This is a genomic window from Myroides oncorhynchi (genome assembly GCF_020905415.1).
Lineage (GTDB): Bacteria > Bacteroidota > Bacteroidia > Flavobacteriales > Flavobacteriaceae > Flavobacterium > Flavobacterium oncorhynchi_A.
On sequence record NZ_JAJJMP010000001.1, the window covers coordinates 1,413,873 to 1,434,918 of the forward strand.

A 21,046-nucleotide genomic window follows, 5' to 3' on the forward strand; every position below is an offset into this window, starting at 1 on the left:
CTAGTACTCTCATCTGTATGGTTATCTTATTATGGGGTCTTGTACTCATTACAGCTGAGTTGTTTTAGCATTTCTTTTCTTTATATTTTCTAGTAAGATCCTGAATGATACGTAATAGAAAAATAAGTTTAATGAACCAATAAAGATAACGGCAAATAAAGGGCTGTCTTCTATGTACATCCAATAAGTAATCCCTGAAAAAGCGATGCAGATTAGTAAGGGGTATATTGAACTCATGATGTCACCTTTTTTGTATGGCGTGTTATCAGGTTTAGGGGTGTTTCTTATAATCTCCGCTTGTTTATAGCTTGCTAACTCAGAGAAATCACCATTGTCAATAGAAGTAAATCCTGTTCCATTGTTAATTAAATCATGGGTATCTAAATAAGAGATAGCTTTTATATCGAGTGTGTCTAAAGCTTGTAATTCTTTTGTAATAGAAGTAATAAAGTACTGAACATCATCATAGAAGCAGATGTATTCGAGTAACTCTATACAGACTACAGCGTTATTGTATAGTTGATTATCTATACATGAGATAAAATCGTCGTACAGAGTTAGAGCTTCAGGAATCTGATTAACGATAAATATACGTCTATTCTTAGCATTAGTGTTAAACGTTTCTTTAGTTAAGATGATGTCAGAAGGAGATATAGTATATTCAGATTCTTCGTATTCATCGTTATCGTCCTCCTCTTCGCTAATAATAAGTTGTTCCCAGATTGGATGTTTTTCTTTTAGTATTGTTATGTCTAGTAGGCAAATCCAGAAGAAAGGGAGAGTGTTCTTTCCTTCAAATAAAAATGTATTCTCCTCATCTTTCTTAATACTTAAGTAGGTGTAGTTAGCCATAACGTGTTTTATAGAGTATTAAATATAAGACAATTAAATACATGTGAAAAAAAATCCATCACTTAATTAGTAATGAATTCTGATTTATCGTTTAATTATCTTTTTGATAACAGTATTTTCAAATTTGTATATAACACCTAAGAATACGAGTATAAAGGCTATTCCTACGAAGTAGTTTTCTCTAAAACAGTAGAAGTATGTAAAGCTTAGGAGTATAGATATTCCTAGATATCCTCCTATAGCCTTTTTGTCATAAGGGATTGGATACTGTTTCTGTCCCATTACATAAGAGACTAACATCATGGATGCATAGGCTATCAGAGTAGCTATCGCTGATCCCATATATCCCCAAATAGGGATAAGGATAAAGTTAAAGATCAGTGTGAATACAGCTCCCATAATAGAAATATAGGCTCCTATGGCTGTCTTATCTCTTAGCTTATACCATACAGATAGGTTGGTATAGATTCCCATACATAAGTTGGCTAAGATGATAAGTGGTACGACTATCATCGCATCCCAATAAGACTCGTTTCTAATAAACAAGACTTTCAATACATCTGCAAATACGATAACGCCTAACATAATAATACTCCCAAAAATAGTAAAGTACTTGGTAATAGTAGCATATTTAGTAGGTGCGTCATGATTCTTAGCATAGTTGAAAAAGAATGGTTCTATACCTAATGTATAAGCTTGCCTAAATAGGACCATAAACAAACCTAATTTATAACAAGCTGCATATTTTCCTACTTCTGATAGTGCGATATCGGCTGGTAGTAGTCGCTCAAGAAGTATTTTGTCAAAACCTTCATTAATAGCAAATGCTAGTCCTCCTACCATAATAGGAAAACTGTAGGTAAGCATCTGTTTATTCAGCTCCTTATTAAACTTAAATTTGATACTGAAGTAGTCTTTATAGAAGGCTAAGAATGTGAATAAGCTAGCAGCTAGATTCGCTACAAAGATGTAAACTACTTGATTGTCTTGTCTATAGATGGTATGGAATATGCTATCAGGGTAACTAGTACTTAGTTTTGGTAGATAGTATAAAAAGAATATGTTTAGCACTGTGTAGATACATACATTTGCGATTCTAATGGCACTGTAGTATAGAGGTCTCTGATCTGCTCTTAGCTTAGCAAAGGGAACTATGACTAAAGCGTCTAGTACTAGAATAAATAGTACATAGTATAATAGTTCATTTGATACACTAAGGATAGAAGCCCAAAAATCTAAGGTCAATACACTAATTATAGCAAATAGTAATGTTGTGCATCCAAGAAATAATAAACTGTTATTAATAACTTCTTTTTTGTCATCTTGTTTATTATAAAATCTAAAGAAAGCAGTCTCCATCCCAAAAGAAAGAATCACATTGAGAAACATCATGATAGAAAAAATAACACTATATTGTCCATAGTCGTTATTCTGCATGAGGTCTGTGTGAAATGGAACTAGAAAGAATCCAATAACTTTAGGGAATACAGCTGCTAATCCATAAATAGCAGTTTGTTTAAATATTTTCTTGTAAATGCTCACAACTTGTTGTTTAAGGGGTATTATTTATTTGTGTTTGCTTTAGGTATTAAATCAAAGCTTAAGTAGGGGTTTATTTCTTCTTTTGTAAATGTAAGTGTTATTAGTTTACTAGATAGTGCATTTAAGTCTGCGGTATTAAAGTTTAGTACAAGGCCATCGTCGTATACAAATATGTTTTCAGGCAACTCAAAAGTACTTCTGTTAACTTCCACTTGATTCTTCTTAAGTTTTGTAATTACTAGTTCTTCAAAACCCTTATAGTTTTTGAATAATTGTTGATTAGTATATTGATCCCCAGTTATAGGGTTATAATGAATTGTTTTCTCTCCTTTAAATCCGTTAGCTCCTCCTGTAAAAATATAATAGTCTAGAGAAAAACTCAATAGGTTATCACCGTAGAATGTCACAATACTATTTGCAGTAGCTTGCCACGGAATGGTTGCCTTAGGAAACTTTTTAACCATATCTGTGTAGGCATTGGTGAATGAAGCAACTATATTATCATAGTTAGAAGCTGGTTTCTTCTCGTCTTCAAAAGAGAGAATATCATTTATGATAATTAAATTGTTCGTATTAATCTTGTTGCTTATATCTTCTAGGGGATTTGTGATTTCAGCTGTAGTGATTTTGATTTCAGTACAGTCTTCGTCTATACAAGTTTCCAACAATATTTTTTGGTATACTTTCTCCTCAAAAGAGAAATTTTTATCCTTCTTGCAGCTTGTAATAGCGATTGAAAGGAATAGGATTAACAAGATTTTTTTCATCTTTTTTCTTTTCATAGATAAGTGCAAAGCTATGAAAATTGTAGTGATTATAATCTCATATTGTAAGATTTCGATCGCTTCTGATTTTAGATGTATTTATGCTGTTTTATAGTGTGTTATATGTCTTGTTTAGATGTTGTTTAGGAGTTTTTTGAACCGATGTGTATGCTTTATTTTAGTACTTTTGCAAAGATTTAGACTAAGATGATTATTTTTAAGCTCTTAAAAAGAAAGGATAAATGCAGATAAAGACAAAAGCGATTGTACTTAGTGCTTTAAAATACCAAGAGAAAAGCTTGATTGTAAAGTGTTTTACTGAGGATGTTGGGATGGTTAGCTTCTTTGTTCGCAATGCTTTTGCCAAGGGCAAATCTGCTCAGAAGATAGCGTACTTCCAGCCATTGACTATCTTGGATATTGATTTTGTTCATAAGAATAAAGGAGGATTAGAATACTTTAAAGAAGTCAAGGTAGCTCATATTTACCAAGATATTTACTATAATTATAATAAGAATTGTATAGCTATTTTTGTGGGAGAGGTACTTCATTCCGCATTTAGAGAGCCAGTTGCAGACAAAGATTTTTTTACATTTCTAGAGATTGCATTACTGTGGTTTGACACACATGATGAGGTAGCTAATTTTCATCTTATTTTAATGACAGAATTGATGAAATACTTTGGTTTTTACCCCGCTTTAGACACTAGTAATAAGCTTTATTTTAACTGGGAAGAGGGGGTTTTTAGTAATCATTTTACCCCAAGTTGTTTTGATGAAGAGCCTACTGTTTTGTTTAGGAAATTATTGGAATTAGGTTTCTCTAGTGACCAAAAAGTGTTTAATAATAGAGATAGAAAGAGACTGTTAGCGATGTTGATTAGTTATTATGAACGACATCTAAATGACTTTAAAAAACCGAATTCTTTGGAAGTTTTGAAGGAAGTTTTCTCTAATTGACTATTTTTAATGTTTTTCCTACCAATTAATTAGGGGGATATTAAAGTAATTTGTTTAAATTCGCGAAATTGATTAAAAAATATTATAATAATAACGATGAGCACTAAATTTACAGAATATAAGAATCTTGACTTGTCAGGGGTAGCATCAGAGATGCTAGAGTTTTGGAAAGAACAATCAATATTCGAAAAAAGTATTAGTACTAGAGAGGATAATAAACCTTTCGTGTTTTTCGAAGGACCACCTTCAGCTAATGGAAAACCTGGAATTCACCACGTGATGGCTCGTGCTATTAAGGATATTTTTTGTCGTTATAAAACTCAAAAAGGATACCAAGTAAAGCGTAAAGCGGGATGGGATACACATGGATTACCTGTTGAATTAGGTACTGAGAAGGAACTTGGAATTACTAAAGAAGATATTGGAACTAAAATTACAGTAGAAGAATACAACCAAGCTTGTAAGCGTACTGTAATGCGTTATACTGACCTATGGAATGACCTTACTGAGAAGATGGGGTATTGGGTAGATATGAACGATCCTTATGTGACTTACAAGTCAAAGTATATGGAATCAGTATGGTGGTTGTTAAAACAAATCTATGATAAAGACTTGTTATACAAAGGATATACAATCCAACCATATTCGCCTAAAGCAGGTACAGGTCTATCATCACATGAGATTAACCAACCAGGAGCATATAAAGATATCACAGATACGACTATCGTAGCACAGTTTAAAGCTATTGATGAGACATTACCTGAGTTCTTAAAAGGATTTGGTGCTATTCATTTCTTGGCTTGGACAACTACTCCATGGACATTACCGTCAAATACAGCGTTGACTGTAGGTCCTAAGATTGACTATGTATTAGTGAAGTCGTTTAACCAATATACAGGAGAGGCGATTAATGTAGTATTAGGTAAACCGCTAGTAGCTAAACAGTTTGCTGGTAAGTTTGCTACTGTAGAAACAGAAGAAGAATTAAACGCATATAAAGAAGGTGATAAAAAGATTCCTTATTTAGTTGTTAAGGAATTTAAAGGTGCTGACTTAGTGGGAGCTAAGTATGAACAATTGTTACCATATACATTGCCATATCAAAACCCAGAGAATGCATTCAGAGTAATCTTGGGTGATTTCGTTACTACAGAAGATGGTACTGGTATCGTACATACAGCGCCTACTTTTGGTGCAGATGATGCTAAGGTAGCTAAAGAAGCTACACCAGAAGTGCCACCTATGCTTATCCTTGATGCTGATGAGAACCCAGTTCCATTAGTAGATTTACAAGGACGTTTCGTAAAGAAAATGGGAGACTTAGCAGGAAAGTATGTAAAGAATGAATACTATGACGATGGACAAGCTCCTGAGCGTTCTGTAGACGTAGAAATAGCTATCCGTCTAAAAGAAGAGAACAAAGCATTCAAAGTAGAGAAGTATGTTCACAGTTACCCACATTGTTGGAGAACGAACAAACCTGTATTATACTACCCATTAGATTCTTGGTTTATTAAGATCACTGAGGTAAAAGAGCGCATGTTCGAATTAAATGAAGAGGTGAACTGGAAACCTAAAGCAACTGGGGAAGGTCGTTTTGGTAACTGGATTAAGAATGCAAATGACTGGAATTTATCTCGTTCTCGTTTCTGGGGTATTCCATTACCTATCTGGAGATCTGAGGATAAGACAGAAGAATTAGTAGTTGGTTCTGTTGAGGAATTAATGAATGAAATTAAGAAGTCTATGGCTGCTGGTATCCAGACAGCTAATCCTTTTGAAGGGTTTGCAGTAGGAGATATGTCAGAAGAAAACTATGATAAAGTGGACTTACATAAAAATGTAGTTGATAATATCGTATTAGTATCTGCTTCTGGAAAACCAATGCGTCGTGAATCTGACCTAATAGATGTTTGGTTTGATTCTGGAGCCATGCCTTATGCACAATGGCACTACCCATTTGAGAATAAAGAATTAATAGATAATAATAAATCTTATCCTGCTGACTTTATCGCTGAGGGAGTAGATCAGACACGAGGATGGTTCTATACTTTACACGCTATTGCTTCTATGGTATTTGATACTAAAGCATATAAAAACGTTGTATCTAATGGATTAGTATTAGATAAGAACGGATTAAAGATGTCTAAGAGTTTAGGAAACACAGTAGATCCTTTTGAAACATTAGCTGAACATGGACCAGATGCTACACGTTGGTATATGATTTCGAATGCTAACCCATGGGATAACTTGAAGTTTGATTTAGATGGTATTACAGAGGTGAGAAGAAAATTCTTCGGAACTTTATATAATACTTATAACTTCTTTGCGTTGTATGCTAATATTGATGGATTTAAATATGAAGAGAAGGATATTCCATTAGCGGATAGACCTGAGATTGACAGATGGATCTTATCAGAGTTAAATACATTAGTTCAACGCGTAGATGAATTCTATGCAGAATACGAACCTACTAAAGCTGCTCGTGCAATAACGGATTTCGTAACAGAGAACTTAAGTAACTGGTATGTGCGTTTATGTAGAAGAAGATTCTGGAAAGGTGAATATGCTCAAGACAAAATCGCTGCATACCAAACATTGTATACATGTTTGTTAACAGTAGCGAAGTTAGGAGCTCCTATAGCACCGTTCTTTATGGATAAACTTTACAGAGACTTAACTTTAGCTACACATGGAGAAAGTTTTGAATCTGTACATTTGGCTGACTTCCCAGAATTTAAGGAAGAGTTCGTTGATAAAGCATTAGAAAGTAGAATGCAAAAAGCTCAAATTATTTCTTCATTAGTGTTATCACTTCGTAAGAAAGAAATGATCAAGGTTCGTCAACCACTACAGAGAGTTATGATTCCTGTATTAGATGATAACCAAAAGAATGAAATTTTAGCTATAGCGGATCTAATCAAGGCTGAGGTGAATGTGAAGGAAATAGAATTGCTAGACGATGCTTCTGGAGTATTAGTGAAGCAGATCAAACCTAACTTTAAAACATTAGGTCCACGATTTGGAAAAGACATGGGGCTGATTGCGAATAAGATACAAGGTTTTGGTCAGGAAGAAATCGCAGAAATCGAAAGAAATGGAGGAATAACACTTAATTTAACAGAAAAAAGTGTTACTTTAACAGTTGCAGACGTTGAGATAACATCACAAGATATCGAAGGCTGGTTAGTTGCTAATGAAGGAGGGCTTACAGTCGCTCTTGATATTACGATAAGCCCTGAGTTGAGAAAAGAAGGTATCTCACGTGAATTAGTAAATAGAATTCAGAATATTAGAAAAGACTCAGGATTCGAAGTTACAGATAAGATTATAGTAAAAATACTAGAGGAAAAAGAAATAAAAGAGGCTGTTTTGGCGAATGAAGACTATATTAAGTCTGAGACCCTAACACATACATTAGAATTCGTGAATGATTTAAGCGAGGGTGTAGATGTAGAGTTTGATGAGCTAAAAACACGAGTGTTAATTTTAAAATAATTAAAATTATGAAAGAAGTAGGTGAGATTGTACGTTATTCTGATGCGGATTTAGCTGAATTTAAGGTGTTAATAACAGCTAAGATTGAGAAAGCTCAAGCGGATTTAGAATTGATTAAAAGCGCCTATATGAATGATTTGAACAATGGAACTGATGATACATCACCTACATTCAAAGCATTCGAGGAAGGAAGCGAGACAATGTCTAAAGAAGCGAATGCTCAATTAGCAATACGTCAAGAGAAGTTTATTCGTGACTTAAGAAATGCATTAGTACGCATTGAAAATAAAACGTATGGAATATGTAAAGTAACAGGTAAACTAATCGATAAAGAGAGATTGAAGTTAGTTCCACATGCGACTATGAGTATCGAAGCAAAGAATTTGCAACGTTAATCTTTAATAAAATTGAAAACGCTCCTATAAGAGCGTTTTTTTTATGTGATAAAATAACTACATTTGTTCCTTGAAATTAAAGGAAAATGTCGTTAAAGAAAGCATACCTACTTGTTCTGGTTGTATTAGTACTGGATCAGGTATTGAAGATATATATTAAAACTAACTTTTTATTGAATGATGAGATTATCTTCTTTGATTGGTTCCGTATTCATTTTATAGAGAATGAGGGTATGGCATGGGGTGTAGAACTACCTGGTAATTATGGGAAACTTGCCTTGACATTATTTAGAATAGTGGCTGTATTCGGTATTGGTTGGTGGTTGAATGACTCTTTTAAGAAAAGAGCATCTAACTATTTAATTGTTGCAATAGCTTTAATTATGGCAGGAGCATTAGGTAATATAATTGATTCTATCTTTTATGGAGTTATCTTTAATGAGAGTACACCAGGACAGATAGCAACGATGTTCTCAGATCAGCCTTATGGTAGTTGGTTTCATGGTAAGGTAGTAGATATGTTTTATTTTCCTATATGGAAAGGGTATTTACCTGAATGGTTGCCAATATGGGGAGGTAAGTATTTTACCTTTTTTAATGCGATATTTAACTTAGCCGATGTGGCAATCTCTGTTGGTGTAGGTATCCTAATTATTTTTAATAAGAAAGTTTTTAAAAACTAAATATATAGCTTCCTTTTAGGGAGCTTTTTTTTTGAGTATATCAATTGTGTGGTTTGAAAAAGATAATTGTTTAAACCAGTCTGTTTTCGACTCAGCACTATGTTGTGCTGATGAAGAACGTGATTAAATGTATATATAGATACAAAAAAGGCTTCCCGTAGGAAGCCTTTACTATTTTACTTGATATCTTTTAGGATTTCTTGAACAGCTCTCTCAAGTTGAGGATCATTGTTATTTAATCTATCCATAAATGTGTTTTTAATATAAATATCAGGTGCTACACCTGTTTTCTCTAGGTTCTGACCATCTAATGTGTAAGTACCCCAAGAAGGTAATCTGTAGCTAGAATTATCTACTAGACTTTTAGCAGAAGTAAATATAATCCATCTATAGGTTTCTTGCCCAATGATTTTTCCTAGTTTTAAAGCTTTAAATCCTGCTGCAGTCATCTCTGCATCACTCAGAGACGATTCATTGATAAGTAATACTATTGGCTTACCACTAGGAGTGAAATTACTCTGTACAGTAAGTTGTCCCTCTCTGTATTTCCATTGAAGATAAGGTCTTTGTGCTAAGAAATTTAATACTTTATCATGCACATTACCGCCAGTGTTATAACGCAAATCTAAAATCACCCCTTCCTTATTAGCTTCCTGCTCTACCATTGCCAGTAAGAATTGATCTAACTCTGTAGTACTCATATTCTTCATATAGGCATAAGCGATTCGATTATTACTTAGCTTATTTACACGTTCTTTATTAGTGTATATCCATTCGTCATATAATAGTGTCTTCATTGATGTGAATGAAATTGGATGTAACTTTCGAGTGATTTCCTTACCACCTCGGTTAAATGTCAGTGTGATTTCCTCTTGACTATTCGCAAATGTGAAGTAAGTGTCTCTATTCACTTTATCATCTACTTTTTGACCATTTACTTTGGTTAAAATATCACCAGGTATAATATCTATATCAGACGCATAAGCTGGAGATTTACGTACGATGTGATCTACTTGATACGGAGTATCAGTATTAAATACTATACCTGTTTCGTAAGATCTATAGTTCAGTTTCGTTTTTTCTTCATTTCCAGACGAATTAAACCCTAAGTGAGAAGAACCTAGTTCTCCTAGCATATCGTTCAGTAAGACGCGAAGGTCATTTCTACTATTAACATCAGGTAGATATTGAGCGAATTGCTCTTTCATTTTATCCCAATCAATTCCGTGAAAAGTTTCATCATAGAAATTCTCCTCTACACCAGCCCATGTCTCATAATACATTTGGTTAAACTCATCAGCTAAGTTTTTAGTAAAGCTGTGCTTGATTTTAAGCTGCTCAGGCTTTCCTTTACTTAATTCAAAGCTATAGATATTACCACTGATTAGCGCATATATCTTTTTATCACGTTGAAGTAACTGATTAGCGCGTTTTTCGAACACCTTTTCACTTTTATTGTCTTCGAAGTCTTCGTAAACCGTTTTGTATAAATTGCCCTTTCCGTTTTCTTGATTTGTGTTATAGAATACTACCTCTTTCTTATCATCAGCGAATACGATAGGATTATATTGGCTACCAAAACGGTCGCTTACCTGCTCTATACGATCAAGTAGTCCCTCTGTGTTTATCTTAATCGACTTCACTTTTGGAGTATCGTCTTGTTTTTTCTTTTTGTCCTTTTTCTTAGTATCTTTTGCATCCTCTTCTTTCTTTTCTACGAATAGTTTGTCAAACTGATCAGACTTAAATGCATCTGTCTGCCAGTCTACAGAGAATCGGTAGATACTAGGATTCTGCATCCCTAGAGGATAAGAAGGATTAAGTCTATCACTCATAAAGTAAATATACTTACCATTAGGAGACCAATACGGGCTAGACTCTGCAACACCTGTATTCGTTAGGTTGATTGTCTCATTCTTTGCGATATGGTGTACAAAGATGTCTTCTTCAAAATTGCGTTTAGCAGTGAATAACACATATTCTCCATTAGGAGAGAAAGAAGGTGTAGAGTTTTGGAATGCCCATATCTCATCTTTCACTATTACTTTAGAAGTATAGGCAGTCAGGTCTAATAATCTCACTTCATCTCTACCACTTAGGTATACCGCTTTAGTCATTTCTTTATTTAAAGTAATGTCTCTGTTGTTGCGATTATCAGAAGTTAATTGAGTAACTGTTCCCTTGCCATCAGCAGATCTTTTAAACCAATTTTGGTACCCTTTATAAGTCTGACTGTATAGTAACGTCTTGTTGTCTTTCAACCATTTTACTTCCATTACACGTTCTTTACCATCCGATACTGCTTGTATGAATTTTCCTTCGATGTCAGAGACGAATAATATCCCACGGCTAACGAATGCAATCTTCTTCGCATCAGGAGACACATCAAAGTATTCCATATTGTCTTCTACAGCATAAGACTGCTCTTTCTCGATTGCTTTATTCGTGTTTACAGAAGTAGCTAGAGGTGTTATAGACTTAGTAGCTGTGTCAAGAACATAAATCATGTAATCTTTCTCAAAAACAACTTTGCTACCATCTGCTGATACATAAGGCTTCTTGATAGAAGTATCGAAGTTAGTTAACGCTACTTTTTTCCCATTCTCGAAGGTGTATAAGTTATAGTTACCATTGTTCTCGTCTGAGATGAAGTATATCTTCCCGTTCTTATCTACGGTAGGATTAAAGTCCTTTCCTTCATAATCTGTATAAGATTTGAATGCCTTAGTCGTAGGGTTATAGCTTAGTATATCTGGATTGTTCTCTCCTTTATAACGCTTACGCGTAGTCTGACTAGCACTCTCCATAGAGCTAGTGAATAGGTATTCACCAGATGGCGTAACGACTAATCCATTTGTATTATTAAAATAGTTTGTAAACAGTGGTTTAGGAGTACCACCATTAATACCTATGGTGTAAGAACCAAAGTTGTTATTAGCATTAGATGTGAAGTAAATCGTCTTACTATCCCAACTCCAACTCTCTACATCTTCTGATGCTTGGTGGTAAGTAAGTTGTGTGATTTGTCCTCCTGTTAGAGGCATTAAGAATACATCTCTGTTGCCGTATTGGTCAGAAGAGAATGCTAGCCATTTTCCATCAGGAGATACGCGAGGGTTAGTCTCGTTACCCTCTAAGGCAGTTACTCTTAGCGCTTCTCCACCAGCTGTTGGAGCTTGCCATATATCGCCATTATAGCTAAAGTAAGTTGTCTTTCCATCTGGGCTTAGTGATGGGGTAGAAGCAAATTTAGGTGATTGCTGTGCCCATGCTAAACTTACAAGAGAAAGTGTAAGTAAGGTGATAGTGTTTTTGATCATTGGTTAATATTTTTAATAAACATAAAAATATTTTCCCTAACTCACTAATACTAATTTAGTTTTAACTGTTGACAGAAGCATAACAGCAAGGTATATGTCTTTAAATTGACCTATAAAAAAAACGAGATAATACCTAAATATTGCCTCGTTTTATATGTGTTAAAATCGATATACTTCTGTCGGAGTGATGCAATAGTCAAGAGGAATATCTCCATCTCTTACATCACTAATGTGGTCTTCTGGTGGGAAGAAACTCAATCCCACTTTGATCACATCGGGCTTGCATTCTGCTAAGAATCGATCATAGAATCCCTTGCCATAGCCTATTCTATTTCCTTGTTTGTCATAAGCTAATAGAGGAATGAAGATTACATCAAGTTGTTTTTCGCTTACTTGGATGCCATCTACAGGTTCTGGTATACCATAGTTATTGACTTTAATTGTAGTGTTATCAGTCAAGAGATAATGTGATAATGTTCCCTCCTTAAAGTCAGATTTAGATAAGATAGTATTTTTATCCTTACCTGCTAATATCTGAAGTAGGTATTCTGTATCTATTTCTTTTTTATTTCGAATACTTAGAAACAGGTGATAGTTAACCTTATCCCAGATAGGTAAATGTAGTGCTTGATTTGCTATTTCTAAACTTAAATCATCTATTCTATCTAAGTCTAAGTTATCGCGAAGGTTTTTATATTTAATTCTTAATTCGTCTTTATTCATTTTTTTAGTGTTTTTGAGATGTGGAACACAGCATCTCCTTGATAGACGATGGGTGCGTCATTCACATTGATTACATAACCCGCATTTGGTGCTCTCATTAGTGTGTTTTCTTGTCCGTAAGGATCAGATATTTCAGCTAGTATAGCACCTTTTTCGACATAAGCACCTATCTTTACTTGGTCGTGTAATAGCCCAGAGCGTCTAGCTCGTACCCAAATAGAGTTGGTGATTACTGTCATTTCTTCTTTAGGAATGTCAATTTTAAATTGATCTCTAAGCATATCAAATGAACGCAAGAATCGCTTAGTTCCTTCTACTCCCATATCCGAAACGTCAGGGTTGATATCTAGTGATTTTCCTCCTTCGAATAATAGCATCTTAATCCCTTTTTTGGCACAGGCATTTCTAAATGATCCTGATATCTGCGCAGAGTATAATAGAAATGGAGGATTAAATATAGTCGCTAATTCTTCTAACTCTGCATTTTCTGGAGTGATACGTATCTGTGGAGCATTAAATCTACTGGCACCTCCTGCATGAAAGTCTATAGCATAGTCTACATGAGGTAAGATATAAGTAACTAGATAATGGGCGAATCTACCTGCTAATGAACCTGTCTTACTACCTGGGAAGACGCGATTCATATCACGGCCGTCAGGAAATTCTCTTGTCTGGTTAATGAATCCAAATATGTTGATAACAGGGATGCAAATAATAGTACCACGTTTAGGAACATTCATTCCTTTATGCACAATCTGACGTACGATATCTACACCATTTAGTTCATCTCCATGTAGTCCAGCAGACAGTAATACTGTAGGGCCGTCTAGTTTTGCCCTAGAGACGATCACAGGTATTTTTAGTTTAGTAGCGGTGTGTAACCGCGCGATTTCTAAATTTAAAGTCTTGGTTTCACCAGGATGTATTGTTTCATCTAGTATAGTCATCTTTCTAACAATTTTGGAACTGTGAAGATATTAAAAGTTTCGCATTCGTGTTTTAATCGTAAGAGACAAATCGTTACTAGTGGTGTTTTTAGTGCTTTTTTATGGGTGGTCGGCTTGTGATCGGCTATTGATGGGCATGTGCTCGGCTAAAAAGTGCTATTAATAAGCCTATCACCTGCCTATCATTTGCCTAACATATAGGGATCAGTAGAAGGGAGGTGTAAAATATGACTCTGTGAACTAGTGGTTATCTGATGGAGTATGTTATATAAATAGAGTTTGAGCATTATGAAAGTGTTTGATAGTCTTTATTCTTGCGCTATTGAAATGTTTAACTTTAGAATTAGCGTTTTTGTGTTGGTATCGCTTTAGTGATGTAAAATATTGATTATGTAATTGTTATAATTATTTCAGTATGTTGAAATAATTAGGAAAACGGATTGTTTGATAAGTATAAGTCGTTAACTTTACTGTAGTAATGTTATGATTACTATGTTGTTGGGTTCAGTCTAAGAATGAAGTCAATGATAAGGTTTAACAGATGTGAGGTAAGTAAAAACTTAAGTAGATGAAAGTAAAACAAGTATGAAGTTCAAAGTATTAATAGATGTTGTGTTCATCGGGGTTTATAATGATTGTATTTACAATTTGTTGTCATACCTGCATCTTAATGGTAAGATGTGTGATTATGTACAGTATAATGAGAAGGAGATTGCTAGAGAAAACTTTCGTTTGGATGAGTTAGGTCAAGGAAGTTATGTGTTCTTTTCTTTAGGAATGAGTGTTCTGACTTTAGAAAATTATGTTGTACCCGATTTGTATATTGATTTTACTAAACAAGGAGATAATGTGGAGATATTACTGTATTTTGATATTGAGGATTTAGTAGGTATAACAACTCGTGATAAATTAGATGGACTTAAGTTATGGTGTGATAGGGTGATGTTGATATATAGTTTTAGTACTTATTCTTGTTGTATGGATAATGGTGATGTAACTGATACTAACGAGTTGTATTTTGATAGTGAAGGAAGATATGGGAGTCTATATAAATAACGAAAATGTGTTTAAGTTAATCAATATTAATAATGAGAGAGGATAGTTTATACTTTAGGAGCACAGATGAAATGGGTATTTTGTATAGGAGAGCACAGAAGAAAATTGATACATGGTGCAGTGATGGAGATAATATAGATATGCTAGCAAAGAGTATAGATTCCGTCTATTTAAAAGATTTGAGCTTCAGGAATTCAAGAATTACATTTATATGGTTAGGGTATGATTATATGAGTTATGATATAGAGGTTAAGATTATCTTATTAGGAGCGATGAATGTTGAGTTAGGTGAGTTTAATTATGTAGAAGATATGGATGAAAATTATCAAAAAGTTGGTTTTGATGAATACCATATTTATAAGTAAAGTAATTAAGTATGAAGAAGGGAGTACCGTTTTTTCTACAGAGTAAAGAGGATGCACATCAGTATTATAGTCAAGCTATAGCTGGTTTTAAATGGCTGATCAGCTTGCCAGATAATAGCTCTCTTGAAGAAGAATTAAAAGAAGATTTAGGAATAGGTTTTTCTGATATCCATTTAAAGGAGAAAGAAATCAGAGTGTTTTGGTATGCTACAGATTATGTAGAATATACTATTGAAGCAGAACTTAGTTTGTTGAATATTGTAGGTGATGAAATTGGGATATATGTATATGTTATGGATAAGGAAGGTATTGGTATAGATGATAGAATTAGTTTCTGTTAATAGAATGTATTTATAAAGGTAAGAGCTTTAAATAGTATACTATTGTGATTAATTTAGAACATTTAAAAGAGGAATAATAAGGTTTTAAAATGATAATATATGCCTAAGCTTAAGTGTGAATGTAGTGAAGTAATAAACCTTAGTGGAGTGCCTAGTCGTGATCAGTATTTAATGATTTATGATGAAGAATATGATAATTATAGTGGTTTAATAGATGCTGAAATTCTTTATAATAAGATGACTATAGTAGTAAAGTGTCCTCTATGTAGCAGACTGTATATTTATAATGAAGGGTTTAATAGTCCACCAGTTGTTTATTGTTTAGAATAGGTTTAAAGGTGTGCTATATGAAGTACTAGTAGTGAGAAGCTAGTGAGGTGTGGAGGACAGCTAAGATGATTATTGTCTTTGTACTATCGTTAACTTGGTAGTGGATGCCGTATGGGAATGTTGGTGTAAACGTTATGTGAGTATCTCAATATCTTGTTTCAAAAGAGTAAGGATTGGAAGAGATTTGCTTAATTGTTTTTTGAACAGATTTTAGAAATCGCTTCTCTAAACTGTGTGATTTATCTTTATACCACAGTTTTGCAGTAGTAATATCACTCTTAGCATTTATATGGTACAGGACTGTATAGGTCATTCTTAATCAATAAAGTCAAAAATATCACTGATAGGGCGTAGCATCTCAGGTTTGTCTAAGTCCTTGATTCGTTCATCTAAGATGTCTTTTTGCCATTGTGGTAACTCATAATCAAAAGTCTCAATATCTGGGTAAGTTTTTTTGATTTGTTCCCAATCTTCTATTGTGATAAAAACTCCTGTAGTTTTACCTTCATCGTCTTGGATTAATTGAGCTATCATGTGTGTTTGGTTTTAAGGGAATGATGTACAAAGGTATGAATATATAGTCTAAGTTTTTTAGTTAATCGTTTGTTTTGTAATAATTTATAGTTTTCAGATTGTGGTGTGGCGCATTATGTGACACTGGACAGAACGTTAAGAAAACATCTTGTAGATGTTTTTAGTGAATGAGACAGGAGGCGTGTTGGTCTAATTGCGTCTGTACCTTATGTATTTGGTGGAATGCCTTGTGTGATGCTATGTGAGAATACACATTCTATATCACTTTATACCGTAGGTACTGATTCTTAATTCCTAATTCTTAATTGAGCGCAGCGTCTTGTATAAACTAAACAGTTTTTTTAGTAGGGCGAATAGTTTTTGTATTTTTGTAAATACAATATATAATTATGCAAATTTCACCTTCTTTAGCGTTACAGATACAGACATTACCGGATCAGCCTGGAGTATATCAATACTATGATAAGGATGATAAAATCCTCTATGTAGGGAAGGCAAAGAACCTAAAGAAAAGAGTAAGTTCATACTTTAATAAGATTCACGATAACGCGAAGACGAATGTCTTGGTGAAGAAGATTGTGACGATTAAACATATTGTAGTTCCTACTGAAACAGATGCATTACTGTTAGAGAATAATCTGATTAAGCAACTACAACCTCGCTATAATGTCTTGTTAAAAGACGATAAGAGTTATCCGTGGATATGTATTAAGAAAGAACCCTTTCCGAGAGTGTTTACTACCCGACGTATGGTGAAAGATGGATCTGAATACTTCGGTCCTTATACAAGTATCAAGACAGTACATACGTTGATCGATTTGATTAAGGAGTTATACCCTTTGCGTACCTGTAGTCTTGATTTGACTACAAGTAATATAAGAAGTGGAAAGTATAAAGTGTGTTTAGAATATCATATTGGCAACTGTGGAGGTCCTTGCGAGGAGCGAGAGAGTGATGTGCAATATGATAATAAGATTAGAGCGATTCGAGATATTCTGAAGGGGAATTTTAAAGATAGTCTTAAAGAGTTTAAGGATTATATGATGGAATTGGCATCTAATATGGAATTTGAGGAGGCGCAGAAAGTTAAGGATAAGATAGACTTACTAGAGAATTATCAGTCTAAGTCCACTATCGTTAGCTCTAAGATTAGCAATGTGGATGTGTTCTCTATTATCTCTGATGAAGGAGTGGCTTATGTGAATTTCTTGCAGGTTTCTTATGGAGCTATAATCCGTTCGCATACGATGGAGTTGAAGAAGAAACTAGATGAGACGGATGAAGAGTTATTAGAATTGGCGATTACAGAACTAAGAGAGCGTTTTCACTTAAACTCTAAAGAGATTATTACTCCATTTGAAGTTGAGGTTCAAGAGGGGATACATGTGACTGTACCTAAGTTAGGAGATAAGAAGAAGTTGCTTGACTTATCTGAACGCAATGCAAAGTATTATAGAATAGATCAGTTAAAACAAATCAAAATAGTAGATCCAGAGCGTCATGTGAATCGTATCATGACACAGATGAAAAAAGATTTGCGTATGCATGTGGAGCCTCGCCATATCGAATGTTTTGATAACTCAAATATACAAGGAACTAACCCTGTAGCGGCGTGTGTAGTGTTTAAAGATGGTAAGCCAAGTAAAAAAGATTATCGACACTTTAACGTGAAGACTGTCGAGGGACCTAATGATTATGACTCTATGGAAGAGATCGTGCATCGACGTTATAAGCGAGTGTTAGAAGAGGGGTTGCCTTTACCAGACTTAATCGTGATTGATGGAGGAAAAGGACAGTTAGGTGTAGCCTTAAAATGTCTAGATCAGTTAGGGATAAGAGGGAAAGTTTCTATTATCAGTTTAGCAGAACGATTAGAAGAAATATTTTATCCAGGAGATAGTATTCCTCTTTATCTAGATAAGCGATCAGAGACGATGAAGGTGATTATTAACCTTAGAGATGAGGCACATAGGTTTGGTTTGACCTTTCACAGAAACCAGAGAAGTAAGAATGCAATAACAAGTGAACTTGATAATATTACGGGAGTAGGCGAAAAGACTAAGACTACGCTGATGAATCACTTTAAGTCGACTAAGAGAATCAAGGAGGCTAGCCAAGAGGATTTAGAAAAAGTAATAGGAAAGTCAAAAGGGAAGCTAGTATTTGATTTTTTTCAAGTAAATTAGATGAAAAATAAAAGCTATGTATAGATTATTAATACTTTCATTATTTTCTATCTGTTTAGTAACCAATAGTTATGGGGCGGAAGGAGAGAAAGAAAGACCTAAGGTAGGTTTAGTACTTAGTGGAGGTGGTGCTAAAGGATTAGCTCATATCGGGGTGCTAAAAGTACTAGAAGAAGAAGGAGTCAAGGTAGACTATATAGCAGGTACGAGTATGGGGGCGATCGTTGGTGGTCTGTATGCTTCTGGGTATACTGCTTCAGAGTTGGACTCAATTTTTAATAGTATAGATGTATCTGCATTAATTAAGGATTATATACCACGAATCTCAAAATCGTTTTATGAGAAGAAGAATGATGAGATATATGCACTTTCATTGCCATTTGATAACTTTAAGATAGGATTTCCAAAGGCGTTATCTAGAGGAATGTACAACTATAACTTGATGAATAGATTATTAGCCCATGTCCGTCATATAGATGATTTTAGCAAGTTAAAGATTCCTTTTTTATGTATAGCAACTGACCTTGAGACTGGAGAAGGAGTGGTACTTAAGAATGGTTATTTACCTCAAGTTATATTAGCGAGTGGGGCTTTTCCATCGTTATTCGCTCCTGTAGAGATAGATGGGAAGTATCTGATAGATGGTGGTGTAGTGAATAATTATCCTATTGATCAATTGCGTGAAATGGGAGCTGATATAGTCATAGGAGTAGATGTACAAGATGACTTAAAGACAATTAAGGAGATACAAGGTGCCCCTGATTTACTACTTCAGATATCAAATTATTCTACGATTAGGCAAATGAAAGAAAAATTGCCTAAAACAGATGTTTATATTAAACCTGATATTGTAGGCTATACAGTAGTTTCTTTTGACGAAGGTGAGCCTATTATTTCTAGGGGAGTAGATGCAGCGAATAAGGTGATAGTTGATTTAAAATTGTTAGGAGGGAACAAGGATGTAGCAAAGGAGCATTATGTACCTAAGCAGTCTGATTCTATTCATGTATCGAGTATAGATATCCATGGCTTAAATAGATTTACACGTCGATATGTACATGGTAAACTAGGTTTTAAACCCAATACAAAGATTTCTTTCGATCAAATGTCAGAAGGTATAACTCAGCTTAATGGTACAGAGAACTTTAGTAGTATGACGTACCGTTTTATGGCAGATGGGAATAAAGATGAGTTAGATATAACTTTAGTAGAAAATCCTGTTAATCGATATTTAAAGTTAGGAGTGCATTACGATGCTTTGTATAAGGCAGCCGCTTTAGTGAATGTTACACAAAAAAACTTATTTACTAAAAGTGATGTGGCATCTCTAGATTTAGCTTTAGGAGACAATGTTCGCTATAACTTTAATTACTTTATAGATAATGGTTTTTACTGGAGTGTAGGTGTGTCTTCGCGCTATAATCAATTTAACAGAGATTTGCCTTATCAGATGCTTGTGGATGCTGTAGGAGATAGTAATGTCATAGAAAACGCACCATCTAAGTTTGGAGTAGACTATGCTGATTTAGAGAACAAGCTTTATTTTCAATCTTTTTATAAGCAGAAATATTTGTTGAATATAGGTATAGAACATCGTTTCTTAGATATTCGAAGTAAAACATTGAATGTTCCTTCTGCAAGATTTGATAGAAATCATTACTTAGGAGGTTTTGCAAATGTAACTGTGGATACTTATGATAATAAATATTTTCCGAGAAGAGGATTTTTATTTAAAGGAGAATATAAAAACTTTTTTTACTCAAGTAATAGTTTGAAAAATGGTTCTTATGATTTTGAGAACTTTTCGACGATAACAGGACAAGTAGGTTATGCTACTCGTATCACAGATAAACTCGCAGTCGATTTGAAATCTAGATTAGGGACTGTGATAGGAGGTTTGCCAAGTCTTGGATTTGGTTATTATCTAGGAGGTTATGGTTTTGCAGATAGAGATAATATAGTTTCTTTTTTTGGTTATGATTTGATGGGGATAGGTGGAAATTCATTTATAACTGGGAGTATAACTTTTGATTATGAGATTTTTAAAAAACATCATATAAATTTAACGGCTAATTATGCTAATGCAGGAGATAAGATATTTGCAAGTTCCGAATGGTTTACGAAAACAAAGTATTCTGGGTATGCAGTAGGTTATGGTATGCAGAGTATGATAGGCCCTATAGAGTTTAAATATACATATTCTCCTGATACAGGAAGTACATACGCTATATTCTCTGTAGGATTCTGGTTTTAAGAAATATAGAGGTAGAATAAAGAAGAGGCTTGCTAAGGAAACTTGGTAAGCCTTTTTTAGATTCTGGGTTTAACTCAGGATCCGCATTAGCCAAATACTACAAAGCAATTCTACTTTATAGTTCTTTCATTAGCTCTACAACCATACTATAGTATGCTTTTATCACTAATTCAGATCTATTTTGTATAATTACTTTTCGTTTATTTGTCTATCGCTGATTCTGGGTTTAAGGATATCATTCATTTTCTTTAATTTTATTATGGATATGTAAAATAAATTTAGACTAAAACTTGTATA

The 21,046-nt window shown here is 34.1% G+C and carries 17 protein-coding genes; 10 read left to right on the forward strand and 7 right to left on the reverse strand.

Features of this window, described 5'->3' with window-relative positions; translation table 11 throughout:
- Positions 1 to 48 precede the first annotated feature (48 nt).
- The 3 genes from LNQ81_RS06230 to LNQ81_RS06240 form a co-directional block, all read right to left on the reverse strand.
- Positions 49 to 852, reverse strand: coding sequence for a hypothetical protein (locus LNQ81_RS06230; protein WP_229945288.1), 804 nt, complete (start codon positions 850 to 852; stop codon positions 49 to 51).
- An 84-nt stretch (positions 853 to 936) separates the two neighbouring features.
- On the reverse strand, positions 937 to 2,394 hold the full coding sequence (locus tag LNQ81_RS06235) for an oligosaccharide flippase family protein (protein WP_229945289.1): 1,458 nt from the start codon (positions 2,392 to 2,394) through the stop codon (positions 937 to 939).
- 20 nt (positions 2,395 to 2,414) lie between these two features.
- Positions 2,415 to 3,161 carry a PdaC/SigV domain-containing protein gene (locus LNQ81_RS06240; protein WP_229945290.1) on the reverse strand — a complete coding sequence of 249 codons (747 nt, stop codon included), beginning with the start codon at positions 3,159 to 3,161 and terminating at the stop codon, positions 2,415 to 2,417.
- A gap of 239 nt (positions 3,162 to 3,400) precedes the next feature.
- On the opposite strand from LNQ81_RS06240, the gene recO reads away from it, so the two are divergent.
- The 4 genes from recO (at position 3,401) to LNQ81_RS06260 (ending at position 8,693) form a co-directional block, all read left to right on the forward strand.
- Positions 3,401 to 4,117 (forward strand): DNA repair protein RecO, encoded by a 717-nt coding sequence (recO, locus tag LNQ81_RS06245; protein WP_229945291.1) that lies wholly within the window; start codon positions 3,401 to 3,403, stop codon positions 4,115 to 4,117.
- Between the two features lie 96 nt (positions 4,118 to 4,213).
- Positions 4,214 to 7,615 (forward strand): isoleucine--tRNA ligase, encoded by a 3,402-nt coding sequence (gene ileS / locus LNQ81_RS06250; RefSeq protein WP_229945292.1) that lies wholly within the window; start codon positions 4,214 to 4,216, stop codon positions 7,613 to 7,615.
- 8 nt (positions 7,616 to 7,623) lie between these two features.
- Entirely contained in the window at positions 7,624 to 8,010 is a 387-nt protein-coding gene (locus LNQ81_RS06255) for a TraR/DksA family transcriptional regulator (protein ID WP_229945293.1), read from the forward strand.
- An 86-nt stretch (positions 8,011 to 8,096) separates the two neighbouring features.
- Positions 8,097 to 8,693, forward strand: a complete 597-nt coding sequence (locus LNQ81_RS06260) for a lipoprotein signal peptidase (RefSeq protein WP_229945294.1) — start codon at positions 8,097 to 8,099, stop codon at positions 8,691 to 8,693.
- Positions 8,694 to 8,869: 176 nt separating this feature from the next.
- Here LNQ81_RS06260 and LNQ81_RS06265 read toward each other — a convergent pair whose 3' ends face one another.
- The 3 genes from LNQ81_RS06265 to LNQ81_RS06275 all read right to left on the reverse strand — a co-directional run bounded on the left by LNQ81_RS06265 (position 8,870) and on the right by LNQ81_RS06275 (position 13,683).
- A complete protein-coding gene (locus LNQ81_RS06265; protein WP_229945295.1) occupies positions 8,870 to 12,013 on the reverse strand; it encodes a S41 family peptidase in 3,144 nt (1,047 codons plus the stop codon).
- Positions 12,014 to 12,172: 159 nt separating this feature from the next.
- A complete protein-coding gene (locus LNQ81_RS06270; protein WP_229945296.1) occupies positions 12,173 to 12,736 on the reverse strand; it encodes a 5-formyltetrahydrofolate cyclo-ligase in 564 nt (187 codons plus the stop codon).
- Positions 12,733 to 13,683 (reverse strand): succinylglutamate desuccinylase/aspartoacylase family protein, encoded by a 951-nt coding sequence (locus LNQ81_RS06275; RefSeq protein WP_229945297.1) that lies wholly within the window; start codon positions 13,681 to 13,683, stop codon positions 12,733 to 12,735. Before LNQ81_RS06275 ends, LNQ81_RS06270 begins: the two co-directional genes overlap by 4 nt.
- 585 nt (positions 13,684 to 14,268) lie before the next feature.
- On the opposite strand from LNQ81_RS06275, the gene LNQ81_RS06280 reads away from it, so the two are divergent.
- From LNQ81_RS06280 to LNQ81_RS06295, 4 genes are all read left to right on the forward strand, one after another.
- The gene (locus LNQ81_RS06280) at positions 14,269 to 14,739 is read left to right on the forward strand and encodes a hypothetical protein (RefSeq protein ID WP_229945298.1); all 471 of its coding nucleotides are present in this window, start codon (positions 14,269 to 14,271) and stop codon (positions 14,737 to 14,739) included.
- A gap of 32 nt (positions 14,740 to 14,771) precedes the next feature.
- Positions 14,772 to 15,104 (forward strand): hypothetical protein, encoded by a 333-nt coding sequence (locus LNQ81_RS06285; protein WP_229945299.1) that lies wholly within the window; start codon positions 14,772 to 14,774, stop codon positions 15,102 to 15,104.
- An 11-nt stretch (positions 15,105 to 15,115) separates the two neighbouring features.
- Positions 15,116 to 15,445, forward strand: a complete 330-nt coding sequence (locus tag LNQ81_RS06290) for a hypothetical protein (protein WP_229945300.1) — start codon at positions 15,116 to 15,118, stop codon at positions 15,443 to 15,445.
- Positions 15,446 to 15,544: 99 nt separating this feature from the next.
- Complete coding sequence (locus LNQ81_RS06295) at positions 15,545 to 15,775, forward strand: hypothetical protein (RefSeq protein WP_229945301.1); 231 nt, start codon at positions 15,545 to 15,547, stop codon at positions 15,773 to 15,775.
- A 315-nt stretch (positions 15,776 to 16,090) separates the two neighbouring features.
- Here the strand turns inward: LNQ81_RS06295 and LNQ81_RS06300 are convergent, their stop codons facing one another.
- Entirely contained in the window at positions 16,091 to 16,309 is a 219-nt protein-coding gene (locus LNQ81_RS06300; RefSeq protein WP_229945302.1) for an addiction module component CHP02574 family protein, read from the reverse strand.
- 389 nt (positions 16,310 to 16,698) lie between these two features.
- On the opposite strand from LNQ81_RS06300, the gene uvrC reads away from it, so the two are divergent.
- Complete coding sequence (gene uvrC, locus LNQ81_RS06305; protein WP_229945303.1) at positions 16,699 to 18,495, forward strand: excinuclease ABC subunit UvrC; 1,797 nt, start codon at positions 16,699 to 16,701, stop codon at positions 18,493 to 18,495.
- Positions 18,496 to 18,511: 16 nt separating this feature from the next.
- Positions 18,512 to 20,749 (forward strand): patatin-like phospholipase family protein, encoded by a 2,238-nt coding sequence (locus LNQ81_RS06310; protein ID WP_229945304.1) that lies wholly within the window; start codon positions 18,512 to 18,514, stop codon positions 20,747 to 20,749.
- Positions 20,750 to 21,046: the final 297 nt, after the last annotated feature.